Source organism: Lysinibacillus fusiformis, assembly GCF_016925635.1.
GTDB classification, from domain to species: domain Bacteria; phylum Bacillota; class Bacilli; order Bacillales_A; family Planococcaceae; genus Lysinibacillus; species Lysinibacillus fusiformis_F.
The window spans coordinates 4,827,795-4,845,844 of record NZ_CP070490.1 but is presented as its reverse complement, the minus strand read 5'-3'; the positions used below and the strand labels follow the sequence as shown (position 1 = coordinate 4,845,844).

General features: G+C 39.9%; 16 protein-coding genes and 2 riboswitches. Of the genes, 8 read left to right on the top strand and 8 right to left on the bottom strand.

Annotation, left to right across the window (positions count from 1 at the left end):
• Positions 1 to 9 precede the first annotated feature (9 nt).
• Both JTI58_RS23990 and JTI58_RS23985 read left to right on the top strand, forming a co-directional pair.
• Entirely contained in the window at positions 10 to 1,248 is a 1,239-nt protein-coding gene (locus JTI58_RS23990) for a DNA polymerase IV (protein WP_205444193.1), read from the top strand.
• Positions 1,249 to 1,272: 24 nt separating this feature from the next.
• Complete coding sequence (locus JTI58_RS23985) at positions 1,273 to 2,025, top strand: alpha/beta fold hydrolase (RefSeq protein ID WP_205444191.1); 753 nt, start codon at positions 1,273 to 1,275, stop codon at positions 2,023 to 2,025.
• A 47-nt stretch (positions 2,026 to 2,072) separates the two neighbouring features.
• Here the strand turns inward: JTI58_RS23985 and JTI58_RS23980 are convergent, their stop codons facing one another.
• From JTI58_RS23980 to JTI58_RS23970, 3 genes are read right to left on the bottom strand one after another with little or no spacing between them, the layout of a single operon-like run.
• Complete coding sequence (locus tag JTI58_RS23980) at positions 2,073 to 2,927, bottom strand: SDR family oxidoreductase (RefSeq protein ID WP_205444190.1); 855 nt, start codon at positions 2,925 to 2,927, stop codon at positions 2,073 to 2,075.
• Complete coding sequence (locus tag JTI58_RS23975) at positions 2,924 to 3,952, bottom strand: polysaccharide biosynthesis protein (protein WP_205444188.1); 1,029 nt, start codon at positions 3,950 to 3,952, stop codon at positions 2,924 to 2,926. Before JTI58_RS23975 ends, JTI58_RS23980 begins: the two co-directional genes overlap by 4 nt.
• A 30-nt stretch (positions 3,953 to 3,982) precedes the next feature.
• Complete coding sequence (locus JTI58_RS23970; protein WP_205444187.1) at positions 3,983 to 4,582, bottom strand: glycosyltransferase family 2 protein; 600 nt, start codon at positions 4,580 to 4,582, stop codon at positions 3,983 to 3,985.
• Positions 4,583 to 4,837: 255 nt separating this feature from the next.
• Between JTI58_RS23970 and JTI58_RS23965 the strand changes: the two genes are divergently transcribed.
• Positions 4,838 to 5,926: a glycosyltransferase gene (locus JTI58_RS23965; protein ID WP_205444186.1), complete on the top strand. Its 1,089-nt coding sequence runs from the start codon at positions 4,838 to 4,840 to the stop codon at positions 5,924 to 5,926.
• Between the two features lie 118 nt (positions 5,927 to 6,044).
• Positions 6,045 to 6,485 carry a GNAT family N-acetyltransferase gene (locus JTI58_RS23960; RefSeq protein ID WP_205444185.1) on the top strand — a complete coding sequence of 147 codons (441 nt, stop codon included), beginning with the start codon at positions 6,045 to 6,047 and terminating at the stop codon, positions 6,483 to 6,485.
• Positions 6,486 to 7,107: 622 nt separating this feature from the next.
• Here the strand turns inward: JTI58_RS23960 and JTI58_RS23955 are convergent.
• From JTI58_RS23955 to JTI58_RS23935, 5 genes are all read right to left on the bottom strand, one after another.
• Positions 7,108 to 10,608 carry a S8 family serine peptidase gene (locus JTI58_RS23955; protein ID WP_205444184.1) on the bottom strand — a complete coding sequence of 1,167 codons (3,501 nt, stop codon included), beginning with the start codon at positions 10,606 to 10,608 and terminating at the stop codon, positions 7,108 to 7,110.
• 178 nt (positions 10,609 to 10,786) lie between these two features.
• On the bottom strand, positions 10,787 to 11,623 hold the full coding sequence (locus tag JTI58_RS23950; RefSeq protein WP_205444183.1) for an energy-coupling factor ABC transporter ATP-binding protein: 837 nt from the start codon (positions 11,621 to 11,623) through the stop codon (positions 10,787 to 10,789).
• Positions 11,620 to 12,393: a cobalt ECF transporter T component CbiQ gene (gene cbiQ, locus JTI58_RS23945; RefSeq protein ID WP_205444182.1), complete on the bottom strand. Its 774-nt coding sequence runs from the start codon at positions 12,391 to 12,393 to the stop codon at positions 11,620 to 11,622. Before cbiQ ends, JTI58_RS23950 begins: the two co-directional genes overlap by 4 nt.
• A 5-nt stretch (positions 12,394 to 12,398) precedes the next feature.
• Positions 12,399 to 12,671 carry an energy-coupling factor ABC transporter substrate-binding protein gene (locus JTI58_RS23940; RefSeq protein ID WP_009370241.1) on the bottom strand — a complete coding sequence of 91 codons (273 nt, stop codon included), beginning with the start codon at positions 12,669 to 12,671 and terminating at the stop codon, positions 12,399 to 12,401.
• A 3-nt stretch (positions 12,672 to 12,674) separates the two neighbouring features.
• A complete protein-coding gene (locus tag JTI58_RS23935; protein ID WP_205444181.1) occupies positions 12,675 to 13,421 on the bottom strand; it encodes an energy-coupling factor ABC transporter permease in 747 nt (248 codons plus the stop codon).
• A gap of 148 nt (positions 13,422 to 13,569) precedes the next feature.
• Positions 13,570 to 13,754: riboswitch (cobalamin riboswitch) on the bottom strand.
• Between the two features lie 252 nt (positions 13,755 to 14,006).
• A riboswitch (cobalamin riboswitch) is annotated at positions 14,007 to 14,188 on the top strand.
• A 145-nt stretch (positions 14,189 to 14,333) separates the two neighbouring features.
• Between JTI58_RS23935 and JTI58_RS23930 the strand changes: the two genes are divergently transcribed.
• The 4 genes from JTI58_RS23930 to cobK are packed head-to-tail and all read left to right on the top strand — an operon-like array spanning position 14,334 to position 18,049.
• Positions 14,334 to 14,705 (top strand): (2Fe-2S) ferredoxin domain-containing protein, encoded by a 372-nt coding sequence (locus JTI58_RS23930; protein WP_205444180.1) that lies wholly within the window; start codon positions 14,334 to 14,336, stop codon positions 14,703 to 14,705.
• Positions 14,706 to 14,709: 4 nt separating this feature from the next.
• On the top strand, positions 14,710 to 16,377 hold the full coding sequence (cobJ, locus tag JTI58_RS23925; protein WP_205444179.1) for a precorrin-3B C(17)-methyltransferase: 1,668 nt from the start codon (positions 14,710 to 14,712) through the stop codon (positions 16,375 to 16,377).
• Positions 16,378 to 16,391: 14 nt separating this feature from the next.
• On the top strand, positions 16,392 to 17,291 hold the full coding sequence (locus tag JTI58_RS23920; protein ID WP_205444178.1) for a sirohydrochlorin chelatase: 900 nt from the start codon (positions 16,392 to 16,394) through the stop codon (positions 17,289 to 17,291).
• Positions 17,288 to 18,049 carry a precorrin-6A reductase gene (gene cobK, locus JTI58_RS23915; RefSeq protein WP_205444176.1) on the top strand — a complete coding sequence of 254 codons (762 nt, stop codon included), beginning with the start codon at positions 17,288 to 17,290 and terminating at the stop codon, positions 18,047 to 18,049. Before JTI58_RS23920 ends, cobK begins: the two co-directional genes overlap by 4 nt.
• Position 18,050: the final 1 nt, after the last annotated feature.

Here is an 18,050-nt window from a genome sequence, read left to right as displayed (position 1 = left end):
GTGATGTACATGACACATAAAGGGCGCGTTATTTTACATGTGGATATGAATAGTTTCTATGCTTCGGTGGAGCAAGCGCATGATCCAAGTTTAAAGGGGAAGCCAATCGCGATTGCAGGGAACCCAAAGGAGCGGCGTGGCATTTTAGTAACTTGTTCATATGAAGCAAGGGCGCTAGGCATTTATACAACTATGACTGTTCATGAAGCGAAGCGAAAATGCCCTGAGCTATTGTTATTACCTCCAGATTTTCAAAAGTATCGTCAAGCATCTAAAGAAATGTTCACCATTCTTCGAAGCTATACACCATTAGTAGAGCCTGTTTCGATTGATGAGGGCTACTTGGATGTGACTGAGTTAAGCAAGGAACGACATGCCTTAAGTATTGCCCAGGAAATACAAGCGCGCATTTTAGCTGAGCTGGATTTACCTTGTTCCATCGGTATTGCACCGAATAAATTTTTAGCAAAAACAGCTTCTGATATGAAGAAACCGATGGGGATTACTGTACTACGAATACGGGATATTGAACATCAGTTGTGGCATCGTGAGGTTGTCAGTATGCATGGGATTGGAGCAAGTACAGCTAAAAAATTAAATGCACAAGGCATATTTACGATAGGTGATTTAGCTAAGACAGAAGAATTTAAAATGAAGCAAATCTTAGGAAAGAATGGGGTACGACTTCGAGCAAGAGCAAATGGTGTGGATCAGCGCATGGTTGATCCAGAGGCAATCTTTGATACGAAAAGCGTTGGGAATTCAACAACATTACCAGAAGATGTAACAGATGTTCGTACACTTCATAAAACGATTGAAGGTCTGTGTAAGAAAGTGGTGGAGCGTCTTGATGCCAAGCGCTTAGCGGGTTCCACTGTGAGCATCCAAATTCGTGATGCTGATTGGCATAATCATACGCGTTCAAAAACAATGTCCAATGTCCTTTATCGTTATGAAGAAATTTACGACATTGCTTGTACATTATTTGATAAGCATTGGGATGAATCTCCTGTAAGATTACTAGGTGTAACAGTTTCCAATGTGGTGGATCGAAAAGATTATTCACAGCAATTATCGATTTTTGATTTTCAAGAGCATGCGAAAGATGAACCAATTCTCAAGCTTGTCGATGAAATGGAGGGACGGTTTGGCAAGGGGATTATCAAACGTGGTGTAGATTTAGGGAAACGTTCGTCCTATCAATCACAAACAAGCTTTAGTAAAGATTTCTTAGATGACCATGAATGAGATGGAATGAAAGTGGGGGTATCTATGCAGTACAAGGAGTATGGGGATGCTCATCATCCTTTAATGATGTTTATTCATGGAGGGGGCGTTGGAGGCTGGATGTGGGATCAACAAATTCAGCATTTTGCCCATTTCCATTGTGTTATACCAGAGCTAATGTCAGACGATCCATTTTCCATTGAACATAGTGCTAAAGAGCTTCTGCTACTTATTGAGGAAAAAGCCAATGAGAAGCCTGTTATCGTGATTGGTTTCTCCTTAGGAGCGCAAATCGCTATTCAAATGCTAAGTCTAAAACCGAGTTTAATCGATTATACCATCATCAATAGTGCGCTTGAGATACCCTCTCCTACTGTAGAAAGGATGCTTCAACCGTTTATTCGGCTGTCCTTTCCTCTTATAAAAAATAAAGCATTTGCGAAACTTCAAGCGAAAACCCTCTACATTCATGAGGATTATTTTGAACGTTACTATCAAGAGAGTGCCACGATGAAGGTAGATACATTGATTCAAATTTTGCGAGAAAATATGTTATTTTCCATTCCACCTGATTTTCACAAAGCCCAAGGAAAGATTTTAATAACAGTGGGAGACAAAGAGAAAAACAACATGAAAAAATCCGCTAAAGCACTTGTGCAAAATCATCCACATAGCAAGGGTGTGCTATTGAAGAACATCGGTCATGGCGTATCATTAGCCCAGCCTGCATTTTTTAATCGCTTTGTAGAGAATTGGATTAAGGATGGTCAATTACCTGAGGGGACAGTTATTGAGTAGGGAAACTCCATTACGAATCGTCATCCATAATGGAGTTGATGTATTGATCATTGAAGATAGTGAGGATATAAATCTTGATGCTGCAATACCCATTCCTTCATTTCTATGATCATTTCTTCGTAGCTAGGGACAATAAATGAGAAGTCATTTCTTGTATTTATTAAAGTTTTATTGACATTGACGAGCTGATGAGGAAGAATTTTTATTCTGTTGTTGAGGAAGTGTTTATTCAATAGATGAAGCAGATCATGTTTAGAAATAGTTGTCGTATTTACGAGATGATAGAGTCCTGTTAAATCTTCTTGGGCAGCACGTTCAATGGCTCTAGCTAATGTAAGTGTTGTTACTCCCGTCCAAATAGCGCCTGAATAGCCATATACGGAGCTTTTTTGTTGCATAAACCAATTGAAGAGTCCGATGCCATCCTTTTTCAAATCAGGGCCAATAATCGAGTTACGAAATGTTACATGCTTGTTGTCATTCACTTCTCCCAATCCTTTTGTGCGGTCATAAAAGGTTTCCCCGTCCCGTACACTTTCTTCATAGTAGGGAGCATTTTTACCAGAAAATACGCAATCGGTACTTAGATGAATGAGTTTTGTTTGTCGATTTTCTAGGAGAGATACAATGGCATGCGGTAAATAACTATTCAGTAAAATGCTTTGGGCTGGATGAGCCTCACAAGCATTGTTTAAAACACCAATACAATTAATGACGACATCTACATCATTGTCTAGTAGTAGCGACCTTAAGAAATGGGCGTCCGTCACATCACCGGTTCTATTATTGCCATAGGGAAAAGGGGTTCTAGAGTAAGTTGTTACATCATGCCCTTGTTCATATAAATAGGTGGCAATGGTGTGGCCAGCCATACCTGTAGCACCGAGTACTAAAAATTTCATGGTTTTCCTCCTGTCCAATGAAGGAGCTCTTCTTGTATAAGAGGCAATGTTAAGAGCTTTTCTTTGATGTCAGCCACACTTAATTGTTGTGTATTGTTCGAGTTATATTCATCTGTTAATGTAATTTTTGGAGAGCCCTCATCGAGGTATTTTCCATAATTTAAATCCCGATTATCCGCTGGGATTCGATAGAAATGACCCATATCAATAGCTTTTGCCGCTTCTTCCTTTGTACATAATACTTCATACATTTTTTCCCCATGTCGTGTTCCGATAATTTGCATGGCATTGTTCGCTTGAAAGATCTCAAGTAAAGCCTGTGCTAAATTTTCTATTGTGGCAGCAGGTGATTTTTGCACCATAATATCCCCATTTTGAGCATGTGAGAATGCGTACAATACTAATTCTACCGCTTCCTCAAGGCTCATCATAAAACGTGTCATATGAGGGTCCGTAATCGTTAAAGATTTCCCAGCCTTTATTTGCTCGATGAATAATGGGATGACCGAGCCTCGTGAAGCCATGACATTGCCGTATCTAGTGCCACAAATCAGGGTTTGGTGAGGATCAACCATTCGCGACTTCGCAATAAACGTTTTTTCCATCATCGCCTTGGATATGCCCATTGCATTGACAGGGTAGGCCGCCTTATCTGTTGAAAGGCAAATGATTTTCTTGACGCCAGCTTGAATGGCGGCTGTTAGGACATGATCCGTTCCTAAAATATTGGTTTTCACAGCTTCTAAGGGGAAAAATTCGCAGGAGGGAACTTGCTTGAGAGCGGCGGCATGGAATACATAGTCAACATTATACATAGCATTATGAATGCTTTGAATGTCACGGACATCCCCAATATGAAATTTGATTTTACTATGCTGATAGCGTTTCCGCATATCATCTTGCTTTTTTTCATCCCTTGAAAAAATACGAATTTCCTTGATATCCGTATTTAAAAATCGCTTTAATACGGCATTCCCGAAAGAGCCAGTGCCGCCAGTAATCAATAATATTTTATCTGTAAACATGGTATGGTTCGTTACACCTCCTGCACGCTATTATTTCAATCCTCTTTGATGTAGATCACATTCCGAGTTTTCTCTCGGGTAGTTGTACCAGTAAGCAAATTCGTTAGTATATTTACTTGTCGGATTTTTATCCATCAGGGCGCAATTAAAATCCCAATCTCCTGCTATATCTTTGCGTATTGTAAATTTCGCATCTCCAATTAAACTTCTCCGGATAATTTTAAATTGTCCAGGTAAGGAGTAGCGGTTGGATTCATCTTTAATAAAAGCAAAGCCATTCTTAATAATCATGTTGTAATAGTAAATATCAAATGTACCATCCACTTGTGCTAGTACATTGCGAATGGCGGGTAAATAGTGGTCATCACTATCGATGATGGCTATATAATCTCCTGTCGCTTCTGCAATGCATCGATTATAGGCAACACTCGCACCTAAATTCGTTGGGTGAACGATGATTTTTAAAGCTGCACAGTTTGTCTGATAGTCCTGTAAAATGGCTAACGTATTGTCTGTAGAGCCATCATCCACCACGATAATTTCATAGGCATATTCTTTAGGAATACTATCAAGCATCGTTAAAATCCATTCTTCGCTATTAAATGCAGGTGATAAAAAACTAATCTTCATCTGATCCCTCCATTCTATGTGCATTCGTAGAGTTGTTCTATGTGACTGAGTAGATTCTTTAATACAATATGCGTAGACGTAGTGCTACTGTAGGCAATTGCTTGTTTTAGGAAGTTTTTAAGAGAGTTGTTTTTAGATAGAATTTTTATGTTACTAGAGAAATGGCATAAGAGAGACAAAAATTTACTAAGATAAGCACGTTTAGCAGGCAAGGTCATAAACTAGTCAGAGCGCTTTTTTAGAAAGAGGGATACGATGACAAAAAGAATCGCATTTATTTGTAGCGTGGAATCTTATAAACTTTCAGATGCCCATATTTTCAAAGATTTGTGTCTAGTGCCTATTTTATTGGGAGAACATTTAGGCTATGACGTGACTATTGTAACGACAGAAATGAATGATGCTCTTCTTCAACAAGTTTTTCCCGCTGTAAAATTTGAGTCCGTACCATTTGAAGATGATTATGTGGCGAATATGAATGCCTATTTAGCCAAGCATGCAAAGGATATCGACATTGCCTTTGCCATAGGACCGTATCCATCCTATTTAGCCATTCTGAAAACCTATAAGCACTTCAATCCGAATGGAAAAATTTATATGAAATTAGATGTCAATCGATTTTGGTTAAATCGATTAAAAACCTATCCCTATTTTTTAGAGTTGTTGCAGCTATGTGATCTCCTCACCTCCGAATGTGCATCCATTCAAACGTCAATCCAAGAATTTTCGCAATTGGAAATTAAACATATACCCAATGGCTTTTTTGAGCATTTTCCCACAGAGCCAGTGCCGTTTCATGAGAAAGAAAATAGAATTTTAACAGTTGGGCGCTTAGATGCACCGGAGAAGCAAATTATGTTGACGGTTAAAGCATTTTTAGCGGCACAACTGCCAGATTGGGAGCTTCGTTTAGTAGGGCCGATGTCAGCCACATTTCAAGAGGAGCTGAGACTGTTACTGGATGATCATCCGCTTGCCGCTCAAGTGACGATGGTAGGACCGATTATTGATAAGGCTCAGCTAGAAGAGGAGTATCGCAAGGCTAAAATTTTTTGCTTAACATCTTTAGTTGAATGCTATGCTCACGTCTTTGCAGAGGCAGCTAAAAATGGTTGCTATATCGTGACAACGGATGTGGATGGTGCTGCTGATATTACGCAACAACAGCGTTTTGGTACAATCCATCCTACCCATGATTGGGAGGCGGTAGGGCGGACATTGCAACAAGTAGCAGCACAGGAAACCTTGCTGGCCGATACTTGTGTACAGCTCCAAGCATTTGCCCGCAAGGAATTAAACTGGAGGCAGATTGTCCAGAAGGTTGCTAATTATTTAGGTGAATAAAAGTGAATCTTTTCTCGATTTAGAGGAGTATTCTTTTCTTTATACCATTATTTCCTATATAATAAAAACTAGATTTATAAAGCTAGACAATCATGGGTAGACACAAGGGGAGACTAGAATGGAAATACTGCAAGCAACAATGAATGAACTAGAGGACTTATCAAAACTGTTTGATGAATATCGTCAATTTTATGGAATTGAGTCAGATATAAGCAGTGCCAAGGCATTTTTACAATTACGATTGGCCTTGAAAGAATCCGTCATTTTTATAGCGCTGGTAGATGACAAGGTGATCGGATTTACGCAATTATATCCAACATTTTCGTCCATCGCTTTACAACGTGCCTATATTTTAAATGATATTTATGTAACAGAGGATGCTAGAGGCCTAGGGGTGGGCAAGGCATTGATGGAAAAGGTATTTCGCTATTGTGAGCAACAATCTGCTCGCTATGTCACGCTGCAAACGGCGGCTGACAATGTAAATGCACGCAAGCTTTATGAAAAGCTACAAATGAAGCAAGATGAATATTGTAATTATGTTAAATTTTTTATGTAAGCTGAACTTGTAAGCATCTCATCTTGGATGAAAATACTTCTTTCATAGTGTTGAAAAACAAAACCATCAATAGAATTTTTATGAAAAGTGAAAATGTATTTCCGTTGCAGGCTACTTGCTTTCCTGTGGGCGAGCGCCGAATCGCTTCCTCCGCTACCGCTCCGTTTAGAGTTTTGCCTGTCTCGCTATCCCACGGGAGTCAAGTAGCCTTCCAATCCAACCCATTAACTTTTTAGCAAAGGCGTTCACTACTCATTTTTTGAGGGGGTAGTAACGAATCACTTCTCCACATTGAAAATAAAAATCCTATCCCCCTAAGAATACAGGTATTGGGCTATTTGATTGCTATGTTAGTATGAAAAAAGTAAAGACATTTTGCAGAATGGTTGATTGGAGTGGAGCCAGCGTCACTCCTAGGGGATTTAGCGTCACAGAGGAGACCCTGGAGCGAACGGAAGTGAGTGAAGCGGCTCCTCGGACGCCCCCTGGAAAGGACGCTGGCGCAACGGAAATCAACCCCTCACCTTGCTAAAAAGTCTTTTTCTGCTAGTGACATGATCTTTTTTCAACAACATGAAATCCCCTAGATCGTGATGATCTAGGGGATTTTGTTTGATTTCATTTATTTTATTTCAAGCGTATAGGGTTGTGTGCTAGCTTTACCATCAAACTCACTTACTTCAATATAGTATTTGCCTGCATCTAGCTCCACCGTGCCAACTTCGGCATCACCAACTCCGTAAAGATCGAATGTTTTAACGGTTTTTCCGTTTGCATCCATCACTCGAATAACACCATCCAACGCTTTTTCTGTTTGAAGTGAGAAGAAGACTTCACGCTTCTGGTCGTTGTTCCATTCAAAATAGTCTTTATCGCCAAATGGAATACCTGCATTTAAATATTGCGTTGCAACCCATTTTTCATCTTTTTTCACAAGGACAGAAGGTTTACTAGGTACACCATTGACTAATTTTGAATCACTGTCTTCATCCACGTGCTTATGATCAAACAATGTTAATGTATAGGGCTGAATCGAAACCTGGCCAAGCCCCATGCTGTTGACAAGAATAAAATAACCTCGATCCTTCTTCGCCTTAAACGATGTATTTACATCGTTTGTACCCATCATTCCAAGTAACATTTCAAGAATATTATCACCTAGTCCAAATGGAATTTCTGTTTCCATTTCTTTGGCATCAATTTTCATATTGCCGTTTGTATCTTCGATGATAGCTCCTGCAAATTTTAAGTCTTTTTGTAGTTCTTTAGGTAGTTGAGCTAATTGTTCATTTGTAAAGGGAACTGAAGAAAGAAGCAGACTCATGACCTCATCATTGCCTTGTTGCTTATAATAGTAATAATCTACATCATCTTGATAAATCAGGTGATCTTTATAAGTAGTACCTGGTTGGATTTTTAGCGCTTTTGCTTCCTCATGATTGTTTGGATTGTACTCTGCTGGAATATCGCCTATTTTCTTTGTTTTCAATGTATAAGGCTCGGCAGATCGTTCTCCAGCATTGACAACGGCTACCACGTAGGTTTTGTCCTTTTTCAATGGAATAACTTTTGCATCGTCCTCATTACCAGCTGTACCAAGTAGTAGTGCCAGTATGCCAAGGCTATTTGTTAAGGAAGAAACGGGGATTAACTCCTTTGCTTCTTCTTCATACTCAAATACTGTACCCGTCGGCATTTGGTTCAATCCTTTCAAAAAGCTGAAGCTATAAAGGGCGTCTTCCTTCGCTTTAAACAAGAAATAATCCTCATCATAGTCTGTTTGGAAATAAGCTTTTTGATCTTCGCCTATTTCAAAACGGATCGCCTGCTTAATGATAGGATCAACATTTTCTAGGTTGCCTGAACCCGTAGGATTCATTAACATACTCATCAAGCTGTCAATTTCATTACGTTTTTTTATGTTATTCTCTGTAAGTGGTAATTGGTCCTCAAGAACATTTTCTTCGAACATGACTTCATTAACAGGTAGTCCATCCTCATCAGGAGGAAGGGTAACCACTTCACCTTTTAATGTGTAAGGGATCATCGATTCACTGATTGTTTCTTCTTTTTCAATGCCGCCACTAAAGAACATCTCCATAGAAAACTCACTATTACTCTCATTAGAGACACTTAAAATGTACTCTTGATCGGGAACAGCGTCGATAATCATACGGACCGGCTCACCTTTTGCTGTACCATAAGCGGTCTGCATTGGATAGGCTTCCAATTCTTCATCTTCATCATTTTCAGCTTGATCGATTTCTTCTGGTGGTACAGGAAGAAAGTCGTCTTTTAGATAGAGCTCCATAGAGGCAGTGACACCTGGAATACCTGATAGATCAAACTGTAATGTCGTCGGTTTTTTGACAGAGAACGTGAAGTAATCTTGATCTTGTTGTTGATCTTTTGACAGTAATGTATAGTTTTTACCTGCTGTATTATATGGGAACTTTTTGATAGGCTCCATTGAAGACTTGTCTACTGTATCGATTGGCAAGTCTTTCGTTGTTTGTGCTGTAAAAATATAAGTAGATTTGCCTTTTAAGCTATAGCTACCATTGTGATCTTTGACACCAATTACAAGCGTTCCTTTTTGATCTGCTTTAAATAGATAACCTTCTTTTTTTCCGACACGTACATCATTAACATGGATCGGCTCTACATCACCAATCCCGCTATTTGGGTAGAAATATAAATCAAAGGCATAGTCGTATTTGTCAGCGCCTTTTAATGTCAATTGAGCATATTCATTTTCTTCTAAATCGACTTTATACCATTTCTTTTCGTCTTGCTGTTCAAAAGCACCCTGTTCTGTATTTAGCTTATTTTTAGCAAGGACCTTGGCGTTTTGAATACGATCTTCCTTTGTCTCTGCATAATGCTTAGGCAGTTTGTTTAAATCAAACTGTAATGCTTTTACAGGATCGACAAGTCCATGACCATAAGTAAGATCATAACCTTTTTCGCCCAAATCTTGTGCTGTCATTTCTAGAATCGCTTCTATTTGATGCGGTTTTAAAGATGGATCTTTTGATTTAAGAAGAGAAGCGATACCTGCCACGACTGGAGAGGCCATGGATGTGCCACTAAATTTGACAAAGGATGATCCTTTTTTCGCATCATGAACGGTACTATAAATGTCTTCACCTGGTGCAACAATATCAACGGACGGGCCGTAATTGGAGTAGCTTGATAGTTTGTTGCGTTCATTCGTTGAACCCACACTAATGACACCTTCGAAAGAAGCGGGGAAGGAGTATTCATCTGTCGATTCATTTCCTGCAGCTGCCACAATCGTAATACCACTATCAATGGCTTTCTGAACGGCTTCCTTCATCAGTGGAGATTCACCATAGCCTCCTAGACTCATATTAATGACGTCAACGCCTTGCTCAATTGCGTATAGAATACCCTGTGCAATGATGAAATCATTAGCACCTTCTTTGCCGTTAAATACATCAATTGGCAGTAACTTCGCTTTCGGATTAATCCCATGCCCACCTACGCCATTATCTTTTGCTGCGGCGATAATACCTGCCACATGTGTTCCGTGATCGCCTGAATAAGTAGTATTAGCAGGTGCTGCTGCATTATAGGGTGGGAGTACTTGTGACTTTAGATCGGGGTGTTTAAAATCCACACCAGAATCAATGACAGCAACTGTGACATCATGGTTGCCTGCTAATTCCAGTGCCTTATCCATTTGCAGTAGGTTTAAATGATACATCTCTTGTTTCTTGGGATCAGCTTCTTTATTGAAAGAATGATAGACGTAGCTAGGAGATACACTTGATATCCCGTTTTGCTTTAAATAGTAAGAGACGGCTTTTTCTATCGATACGCCTTTATTTAGTTGCACGACATCATAACCTAATGAAGGAATAGAGCGGATGACTTTGGAGCCAATTTTTTTATGTACGTTTTTATCAAGACCTGAATGCTTGATAACAATTGTATCCTTACTCATCCATTTTTCTTCATTTTTCTCTGTTTGTTTCGCACTGTTTGCCAGCACGTTCTTTGCTTTATGCTGGGGTGCCTCAGCAAATGCAGAAGCAGCAGGAACCATGAGTGCAGCGGATGCTACAACAGCGACTGATTTTTTATACCAACTTTTCAATTGTTATCTCTCCTTGGTGTTATAAATTAAATCTTGACTATACTAATACGGATAAAGATTAGAAAAGTTTCGTAATGGAGGAAAATTTTTCTTCGCTACTTTAACTTTTGGTGGGTATAACGAAAAACGGACAGTTAAACATTGTCCGTTTTTCGGATACCTCACATTATGAAAAGCTTTAGATCTGTTCGATTAATTGTTGTAATTCATTTTTGGAGCGGGGGATTGTGATGTTTTCCTGCAATAGCTTCTTTTTTTGTAAGGCCATGACCATCTCAAAAATCCATGGCCGTTCAAGATGTGCGCGTTTTAATAATTCTTCTTCATAAAACAAGGCGATTGGATCGCCGTTATAAATAATTTTTCCTGCTTCCATGACGATCATTAGATCTGCCCATTCATAGGCGAGAGGAATGTCATGAGTTGCTAGTAAAATGGTTCTCTCACCATCTTCTAATTTGGCTAAGTATTGTAATACTTGTGTAGCATAATAATTATCAAGACCTGCCGTTGGTTCGTCTAATAAAAGGACAGAGGGCTCCATCGCTAAAACACCTGCCATCGCCACACGCTTTTTCTGACCTACGCTTAGAAAATGAATGGGTTTATCGAGCAAATCTTCCACTTCGGTTTGCGCAACGGCCCATGCTATTTTTTCTTCCATTTTTTCAGTAGACCAGCCGAGGTTCAATGGTCCAAATGCTATATCTTGCTTGACGGTCCCTGAAAAAAGCTGATGATCTGCATTCTGAAAGACAATGCCTACCTGCTGACGTAGAACTTTTAAAGCTTTTCGACTATATTCCAGTCCGTTGCCTTCGAATAAAATCGTCCCAGCTGTAGGTTTCAAAATACCATTAAGATGCTGAAACAAAGTCGATTTTCCTGCGCCATTATGCCCGAGTATGGCGATTTTTTTCCCTTTTGGAATGTCTAATGTAATATCTGACAACGCTTTCGTACCATCTGCATAGGCATATGATAATTGGTTGAGTTCAAAATAAAATGCTGTCATGTGAAATACCCTCCATATACGATGAGGACTAGTAATATTGCTGCCATACCTAGCCAATTTTTCTTGCTATAGGAGCCCACCTCTTGCCAGTAGACGGCCTCGCCACCACGTGATTGCATGGCATTGTTGAGCTCCCGACTACGTTGAAACATTTCCACAAATAATGCCACAATGAGCATGGAGACAGAGCGTAGCCATTGCAACGGTGAATGGTAGCCGAGACGCGCTTGCTGGGCTAGATGGATATTTTGCATACTTTCTAAAAACATAAAAATAAAACGATAGGTTAGTTCAACGAGTTCAACCAATAAAGAGGGGAGTCGCCATTGTCGTAGCACATAACATATTCCTTGTACAGAAGTGGTTAGAATTAAAAAGTATAAACAACTAATACTGCCCAGAACGACAAAGAACAGCTGCTGCGCTAATAGCACACTTGCGTTCCCAATGAAAACAGTCCAATTCGTCCATGTATAAGACCAAATATGGGCAGGTAGTGCATTGGTTGACGGTGTAATGGAAAGTAAAATAGATACGAGACTTGTGAATAAGAAAAATCCAGGTAGCAATAATAACTTGGCATAGTATGTAAGCGGAATTTTTGCACCTAAAATGATAAAAGCACTCATTACAAAAAATGTAATGAGTGAAAGTCGTTCATCTCTCATGATGAGCGTTATGAGAAGTATTCCAAGTGAAAATATCATTTTTTCTAGCGGATGAACAGACGCTAGCTTATTAAGATAGGCATACTTATCAATGAGTAACATAATGGTTAACCTTCTTTATGTTTGCCACGCATATAGCCGATGAAGTAGCCAATAAAGCCAGCTCCAATAGCTGCCTGTAGCACGAATAATAAGCTTTCGATTTCACCGCTTGGTGGCTCCCATAGGCTTTCGAACCATGGTTCATATTCCGCATTGATTTCACCAATGGCTGCTTCTGCCTCTCCATCAGCACCACCAAATTCAGCACCTTTTTGTATGAACAATGGAATGATGGCTAACAACACAACAATTGCTAATAGCAATAAATTTTTTTTCATCTGTTAATGTGCCTCCTTTGTTGAGAAAACACGTAAAGTTTTTAATTCGCTAATATTGTATTTTTTCAAGAAATTCATCACAATGACCGTTAAAATCCCTTCACTCACCGCTAAAGGAATTTGAGTTAAGGCAAAAATACCTGCAAACTTTGTAAAGGATGCCATAAAGCCTCCAACTTCTGAAGGGAAGGCTAGTGCTAGTTGTACAGAAGTCACAACATATGTACCTAAATCACCAAGCATAGCTGCGAAAAATACGGCTAGTGAAAATGACAAACCTACTTTTTGTGCTCCTTTAAAGACAAAGTAAGCAATAAAAGGACCTACAATAGCCATCGAAAAGGCGTTCGCCCCTAAAGTCGTGATTCCTCCATGTGCTAATAATAAAGATTGGAATAATAAAACGATTGTTCCAATTACACTCATGGCTAGAGGGCCAAAGAGAACTGTCCCAAGTCCAACACCAGTTGGGTGAGAGCAGCTACCTGTAACAGAAGGGATTTTTAAGGCAGATAGCACAAAAGCAAAGGCTCCTGAAAGCCCTAAAAGCATCTTTGTTTCAGGATTTTCATCAATTGTTTTGCGAATAGAGCGCAATCCTAGAACTATAAAAGGAATAGAGATGACCCACCAAAAAATCGCCCATTCGATTGGCAAAAAACCTTCCATGATATGCATCGCAAAGGCACGTTTTGGCACAATTAAAAAGGCCAATAAAAAATAACTAAGTTTCCACCATGAAAATTTCAAAAAGCTTTCCTCCTAACTAATTAATAGATTTTTAGAATGTAGCGTGCGTAAATAAAAAAGCACTTCTCCGTTGGTGGAAAAGTGCATAGCTAAAAAAGCAAATAACATTCTCATCTGCTAAGCCGCACACCTATCCTCGTAGGCTGAAACGATCACCTATTTTTCGGCAGGTCTCCTGGCTCTAGTTCAATACTTTATAGGTCTTCCCATCCGTTGGACAGTGACATATTCTATAAAGCTCCCTATTACAGTGGCGGGACCGCGCCGGACTCAAACCGGCTTCCCTTTTAAGCAAAATGCCAAGCATTTTACACCGAAAAACATTCAATTGTGAGATTTCACGACAAAGTGTAACATGATTTTCCATAAATATGCTATACCTTTTTATAAAATTTTTTTAATTAAAGGTCAACAGCGAATATTCTGATAATATTCATTGTGCTAATGATGGATATTGTATAAATTTTATACCCCAGTTCACTTCAAAATTGATAAATTTGTCATAAATTTTTAAAGAAATATTGAAATTTTAAAATAATAAGATATGATTAAGACAGTTTTCTATTTAAAATACTAATAAAAATTTCATATAAAACGTCAATAAGTGCTCGAATAGCTCGAGATAATAGGGAAATTGGTGAAAATCCAATACAGCCCCCGCTACTGTAATAGCTGATGAAATCGCAAAGCCACTGGTGCAAGCTTGGGAAGGTGCGACTGTAAAATGAAGCTTAAGTCAGGAAACCTGCTTATTTGATTGTGCATGCAAACTTTTCGGAGGGAGAAGTTGAAGCGGAAGCGAGTACCTTTATTTCATGCTATTCGTTTTTATTTGGCTTCTACAAAACCTTTACTCTTCGTTTAGAGTAAAGGTTTTTCTTTTTCCAGAAAGCAAATGAGGGGAGACAGAAGATGACAACATGGAATTTAGAGGGGATGAAAACACATCTCTTTATTTGCAATGGCAGTAGTTGCATGAATAAGGATGGTGAGGAAATTACCTTAGCCATTCGAGATGAAATACAGCGACAAGCACTCGATCAAGAAATACATACGACAAGAACGCGCTGTAATGGACGATGCAAGGATGCCTGTGTGGTAATCGCCTACCCTCAAGGGAATTGGTATCGTGTGCCATCAACAGAGCATGCTAGGACACTAGTACAAGATTTACATCATGAATCCTTATACAACGAACATGTCTTTACACTTCGTGAAGGTACATTACAGCGTACTGCTCAAACAACAGCCATTAAAGGGATCGAAAAGGTGAAAGAGGGGTAACAACATGGCGCAAAAAGGAAAAATTTTCGTAGTAGGCTTTGGACCTGGAGATTTTAAGCATATTACGACACGTGCAGTAGAAGCTTTACAACAAAGTGATATGATTATAGGCTACAAAACCTATGTAGAGCTGATTCAAGATTTAGTTAGTGCGAAATCGATTGTTAGCACAGGCATGACAGAAGAGGTGTCCCGTGCGCAGGAAGCCGTTCGCCAAGCAGAGGCAGGGAGCATTGTCTCGGTGATTTCGAGTGGTGATGCAGGCGTTTATGGCATGGCGGGATTAGTGTATGAGGTGTTAATCGAGCTAGGCTGGACAGAAGCAACAGGAATTGAAGTAGAAATTGTTCCTGGTATTTCTGCGATTAATTCATGTGCGAGCATACTTGGTGCACCCATTATGCATGATGCTTGTACAATCAGTTTAAGTGACCATCTAACACCTTGGAATTTGATTGCAAAGCGTGTCGAGGCAGCTGCGATGGCAGATTTTGTCATCGCATTATACAATCCTAAAAGTGGTCGCCGTACAAGACAAATTGTCGAAGCTCAGCGAATTCTCTTAGAATATCGTTCGCCAGACACACCAGTAGGGCTTGTGAAAAGTGCGTATCGAGAACGTCAAGAAGTGACCATGACAACGCTAGCAGAAATGCTAGAACATGATATTGGTATGCTGACAACTGTCATTATCGGGAATTCATCAACATTTTTCTATGACAATAAGATGATTACGCCACGCGGTTACCAACGTAAATATACCCTTGGGGAAGAAAAACAACCATTACGTCCACATCAACGTTTGCGTGAAGAAAATGAACCTTGGGCAATGAATCAAGAGACAGGAACAGCAAGAAATGACTTTACAGCTGATCCTAATGCAGGGCGTTTTAATAAACCCAGTATAGCCGCTACGCCAAAGCCGAAAAAAACAGCACTTGAAATGGCTACAGCGGCACTCGCAATGGTGAAAGGGACAAACGCAGTCAACGTAACACCGAAGCTTGTACAGCAAAAAATAGAATCTATTTTTGAATTAGCAGTGAGCCCAGGTGTGGCCAATAAGTTTTTTACTCCTCAGCAAATGCTGACGTTAGCAGAGGTCGTTGGGGAAGAGGGGACGATGGAATATACACCAGATCATCAAATCCATTTGAAAATACCAACGACTGCCCCTGAACAGATCACAGAGAAATTGCAGGAAGTAGGCTTTTTATTAGCACCGATTGGTGATGTGCTATCTCTAAAAGCTTGTGATTTTTGCTATGGTGAAAAGGCTGATTCGATACCATACGCCGAAGAAATACAAGAAAAACTTGGTGGCATGTCTTTACCGAAAACATTAAATATTGGCTTTAATGGCTGTGGTATGGCCTGTTATCGAGCTGTATTTGATGATATTGGCATCGTCTACCGTAAAAGTAAATTTGATGTCTTTATTGGAGCGAAGCCAGTTGGTCGTACGGCTCACGCAGCACAGCCTGTTGTAGAAGGGTTGGAGCCTGATCAGCTGATTCCACTCATTACAGATATTATTGAAGAATACCAAGCAAATGCTCATCCAAATGAACGCTTGTTTAAATATTTTAAACGTGTGAAAAAGATACTGCATTTTACGTATCAAGATATGTCTTCCAAAATAAAAGTAGAGCCAGCTCCGTGCGGCGACTAGTAAGGGGTAAAGAGATGAAAGCTATTTTATTTGTCGGCCATGGGAGCCGTTTAGCAGCAGGAAATGATGAGGTTCGTACATTTATCGAACAAATGACACCGCGTATTGACGAACAATTTTTAGTGGAAACTTGTTTCCTTGAATTTGCTTCACCTAACATCGAAGAAGGTATTACAAACTGTGTGAAAAAGGGAGCTACAGAGGTTCATGTGATTCCAATCATTTTACTTCATGCAGGCCATTCAAAACTGCATATTCCAGCAGAAATCGAGCATGCGCGTGAGCATTATCCAACGATTACATTCACATATGGTCAAACAATTGGCATCCATGATGAAATCTTTGCCATTTTACAAGATCGCTTAGCTGAAATTGGCTTTAATTCAGAACAAGAGCAGCAAGACACGGCTATTTTATTGATTGCACGAGGAGGCAGTGATCCATCTGCTAATGGCGATTTTTATAAAATTACACGACTTTTATGGGAAAAACTACCTGTTAAATACGTGGAAAGTGCTTTTATGGGTGTCACAGATCCACGAGTTGAAGAAGGAATTGAACGTTGTGTCAAACTAGGTGCAAAAAAAATCATCATGTTACCTTACTTTTTATTCACAGGCATTTTGATGGAACGTATGAATGGCATGTGTGAGAAGTTTAATGAACTTTATCCAGAGTGTGATATTCAAATTGCTAACTATTTTGGCTACCATGAACGTTTACAAAATGTTCTATTAGAGCGTATTGAACAGGCGGTCAATGGTACATCAACAGGTATGCAAGATCTAGAAGACTATCGTGCCTATGCGGCAGTACATGGACATGCACATCATCATCACCATCATGATCATGACCACCATCATGAGCACGACCACGACCACGACCATCATCATGAAGAGGAGCCGGTAAAATGATTTTCATGTTAGCGGGGACGAGTGATGCAAGGGATTTAGCCCTTGCATTACAAAGCGCAGGTCATGCGGTGACAGCTACGGTCGTCACCGAATCGGCAGCCTCAAGTCTTGCTGACGTTGGCCTGCCACATTTAGTTGGTCGACTGACGGCTGAGGAAATGGCGACCATTATGACAGAGCAAGGCTATCAATTGGTGGTAGATGCCTCTCACCCATTTGCGGAGGAGGCATCTAAAAATGCGATGGCAGCGGCGAAACAGGCACAAATTCCTTATATTCGCTATGAGCGAGCTCATGAACATTATGCCCATCCTTTAATTACTGTTGTAAAGGATTATGAGGAGGCAGCTCAGTTAGCTGCAGAAAAACGCGGTGTCATTATGCTAACGACGGGAAGTAAAACACTCGCTACATTTACAAAGGTGTTACAGGGCTTAGAAAACACAAGAGTAATCGCTCGTATGCTTCCACGACTGGACAATATGGAAAAATGTGAGGCGCTAGGAGTGGCACAGCGAGATATTGTGGCGATTCAAGGTCCGTTTTCAAAGGAATTAAATGAAGCTCTCTTTCGTCAATACGGAGTGACGCTGATGATCACCAAAGAAAGCGGTAAAGTTGGCTCAGTGGATGAGAAGCTAGAGGCAGCTCTTGCATGTCAGATTGAAACAATTCTTATTGCTAGACCAAATATTCAATACGGCCAACAATATTCAACATTTGAAGAAGTATTAAAGGCTGTTGAACAGACAATTTAGG

What these genes read in the sequence shown, in the direction of transcription:
- cobK (WP_205444176.1), top strand. Translation starts at nt 17,288, where the DNA reads ATGATTTTCATGTTAGCGGGGACGAGTGATGCAAGGGATTTAGCCCTT.
- JTI58_RS23985 (WP_205444191.1), top strand. Translation starts at nt 1,273, where the DNA reads ATGCAGTACAAGGAGTATGGGGATGCTCATCATCCTTTAATGATGTTT.
- JTI58_RS23990 (WP_205444193.1), top strand. Translation starts at nt 10, where the DNA reads ATGACACATAAAGGGCGCGTTATTTTACATGTGGATATGAATAGTTTC.
- JTI58_RS23980 (WP_205444190.1), bottom strand. Translation starts at nt 2,927, where the DNA reads ATGAAATTTTTAGTACTCGGTGCTACAGGTATGGCTGGCCACACCATT.
- JTI58_RS23950 (WP_205444183.1), bottom strand. Translation starts at nt 11,623, where the DNA reads ATGACAGCATTTTATTTTGAACTCAACCAATTATCATATGCCTATGCA.
- JTI58_RS23930 (WP_205444180.1), top strand. Translation starts at nt 14,334, where the DNA reads ATGACAACATGGAATTTAGAGGGGATGAAAACACATCTCTTTATTTGC.
- JTI58_RS23960 (WP_205444185.1), top strand. Translation starts at nt 6,045, where the DNA reads ATGGAAATACTGCAAGCAACAATGAATGAACTAGAGGACTTATCAAAA.
- JTI58_RS23970 (WP_205444187.1), bottom strand. Translation starts at nt 4,582, where the DNA reads ATGAAGATTAGTTTTTTATCACCTGCATTTAATAGCGAAGAATGGATT.
- JTI58_RS23940 (WP_009370241.1), bottom strand. Translation starts at nt 12,671, where the DNA reads ATGAAAAAAAATTTATTGCTATTAGCAATTGTTGTGTTGTTAGCCATC.
- cbiQ (WP_205444182.1), bottom strand. Translation starts at nt 12,393, where the DNA reads ATGTTACTCATTGATAAGTATGCCTATCTTAATAAGCTAGCGTCTGTT.
- cobJ (WP_205444179.1), top strand. Translation starts at nt 14,710, where the DNA reads ATGGCGCAAAAAGGAAAAATTTTCGTAGTAGGCTTTGGACCTGGAGAT.
- JTI58_RS23920 (WP_205444178.1), top strand. Translation starts at nt 16,392, where the DNA reads ATGAAAGCTATTTTATTTGTCGGCCATGGGAGCCGTTTAGCAGCAGGA.
- JTI58_RS23975 (WP_205444188.1), bottom strand. Translation starts at nt 3,952, where the DNA reads ATGTTTACAGATAAAATATTATTGATTACTGGCGGCACTGGCTCTTTC.
- JTI58_RS23965 (WP_205444186.1), top strand. Translation starts at nt 4,838, where the DNA reads ATGACAAAAAGAATCGCATTTATTTGTAGCGTGGAATCTTATAAACTT.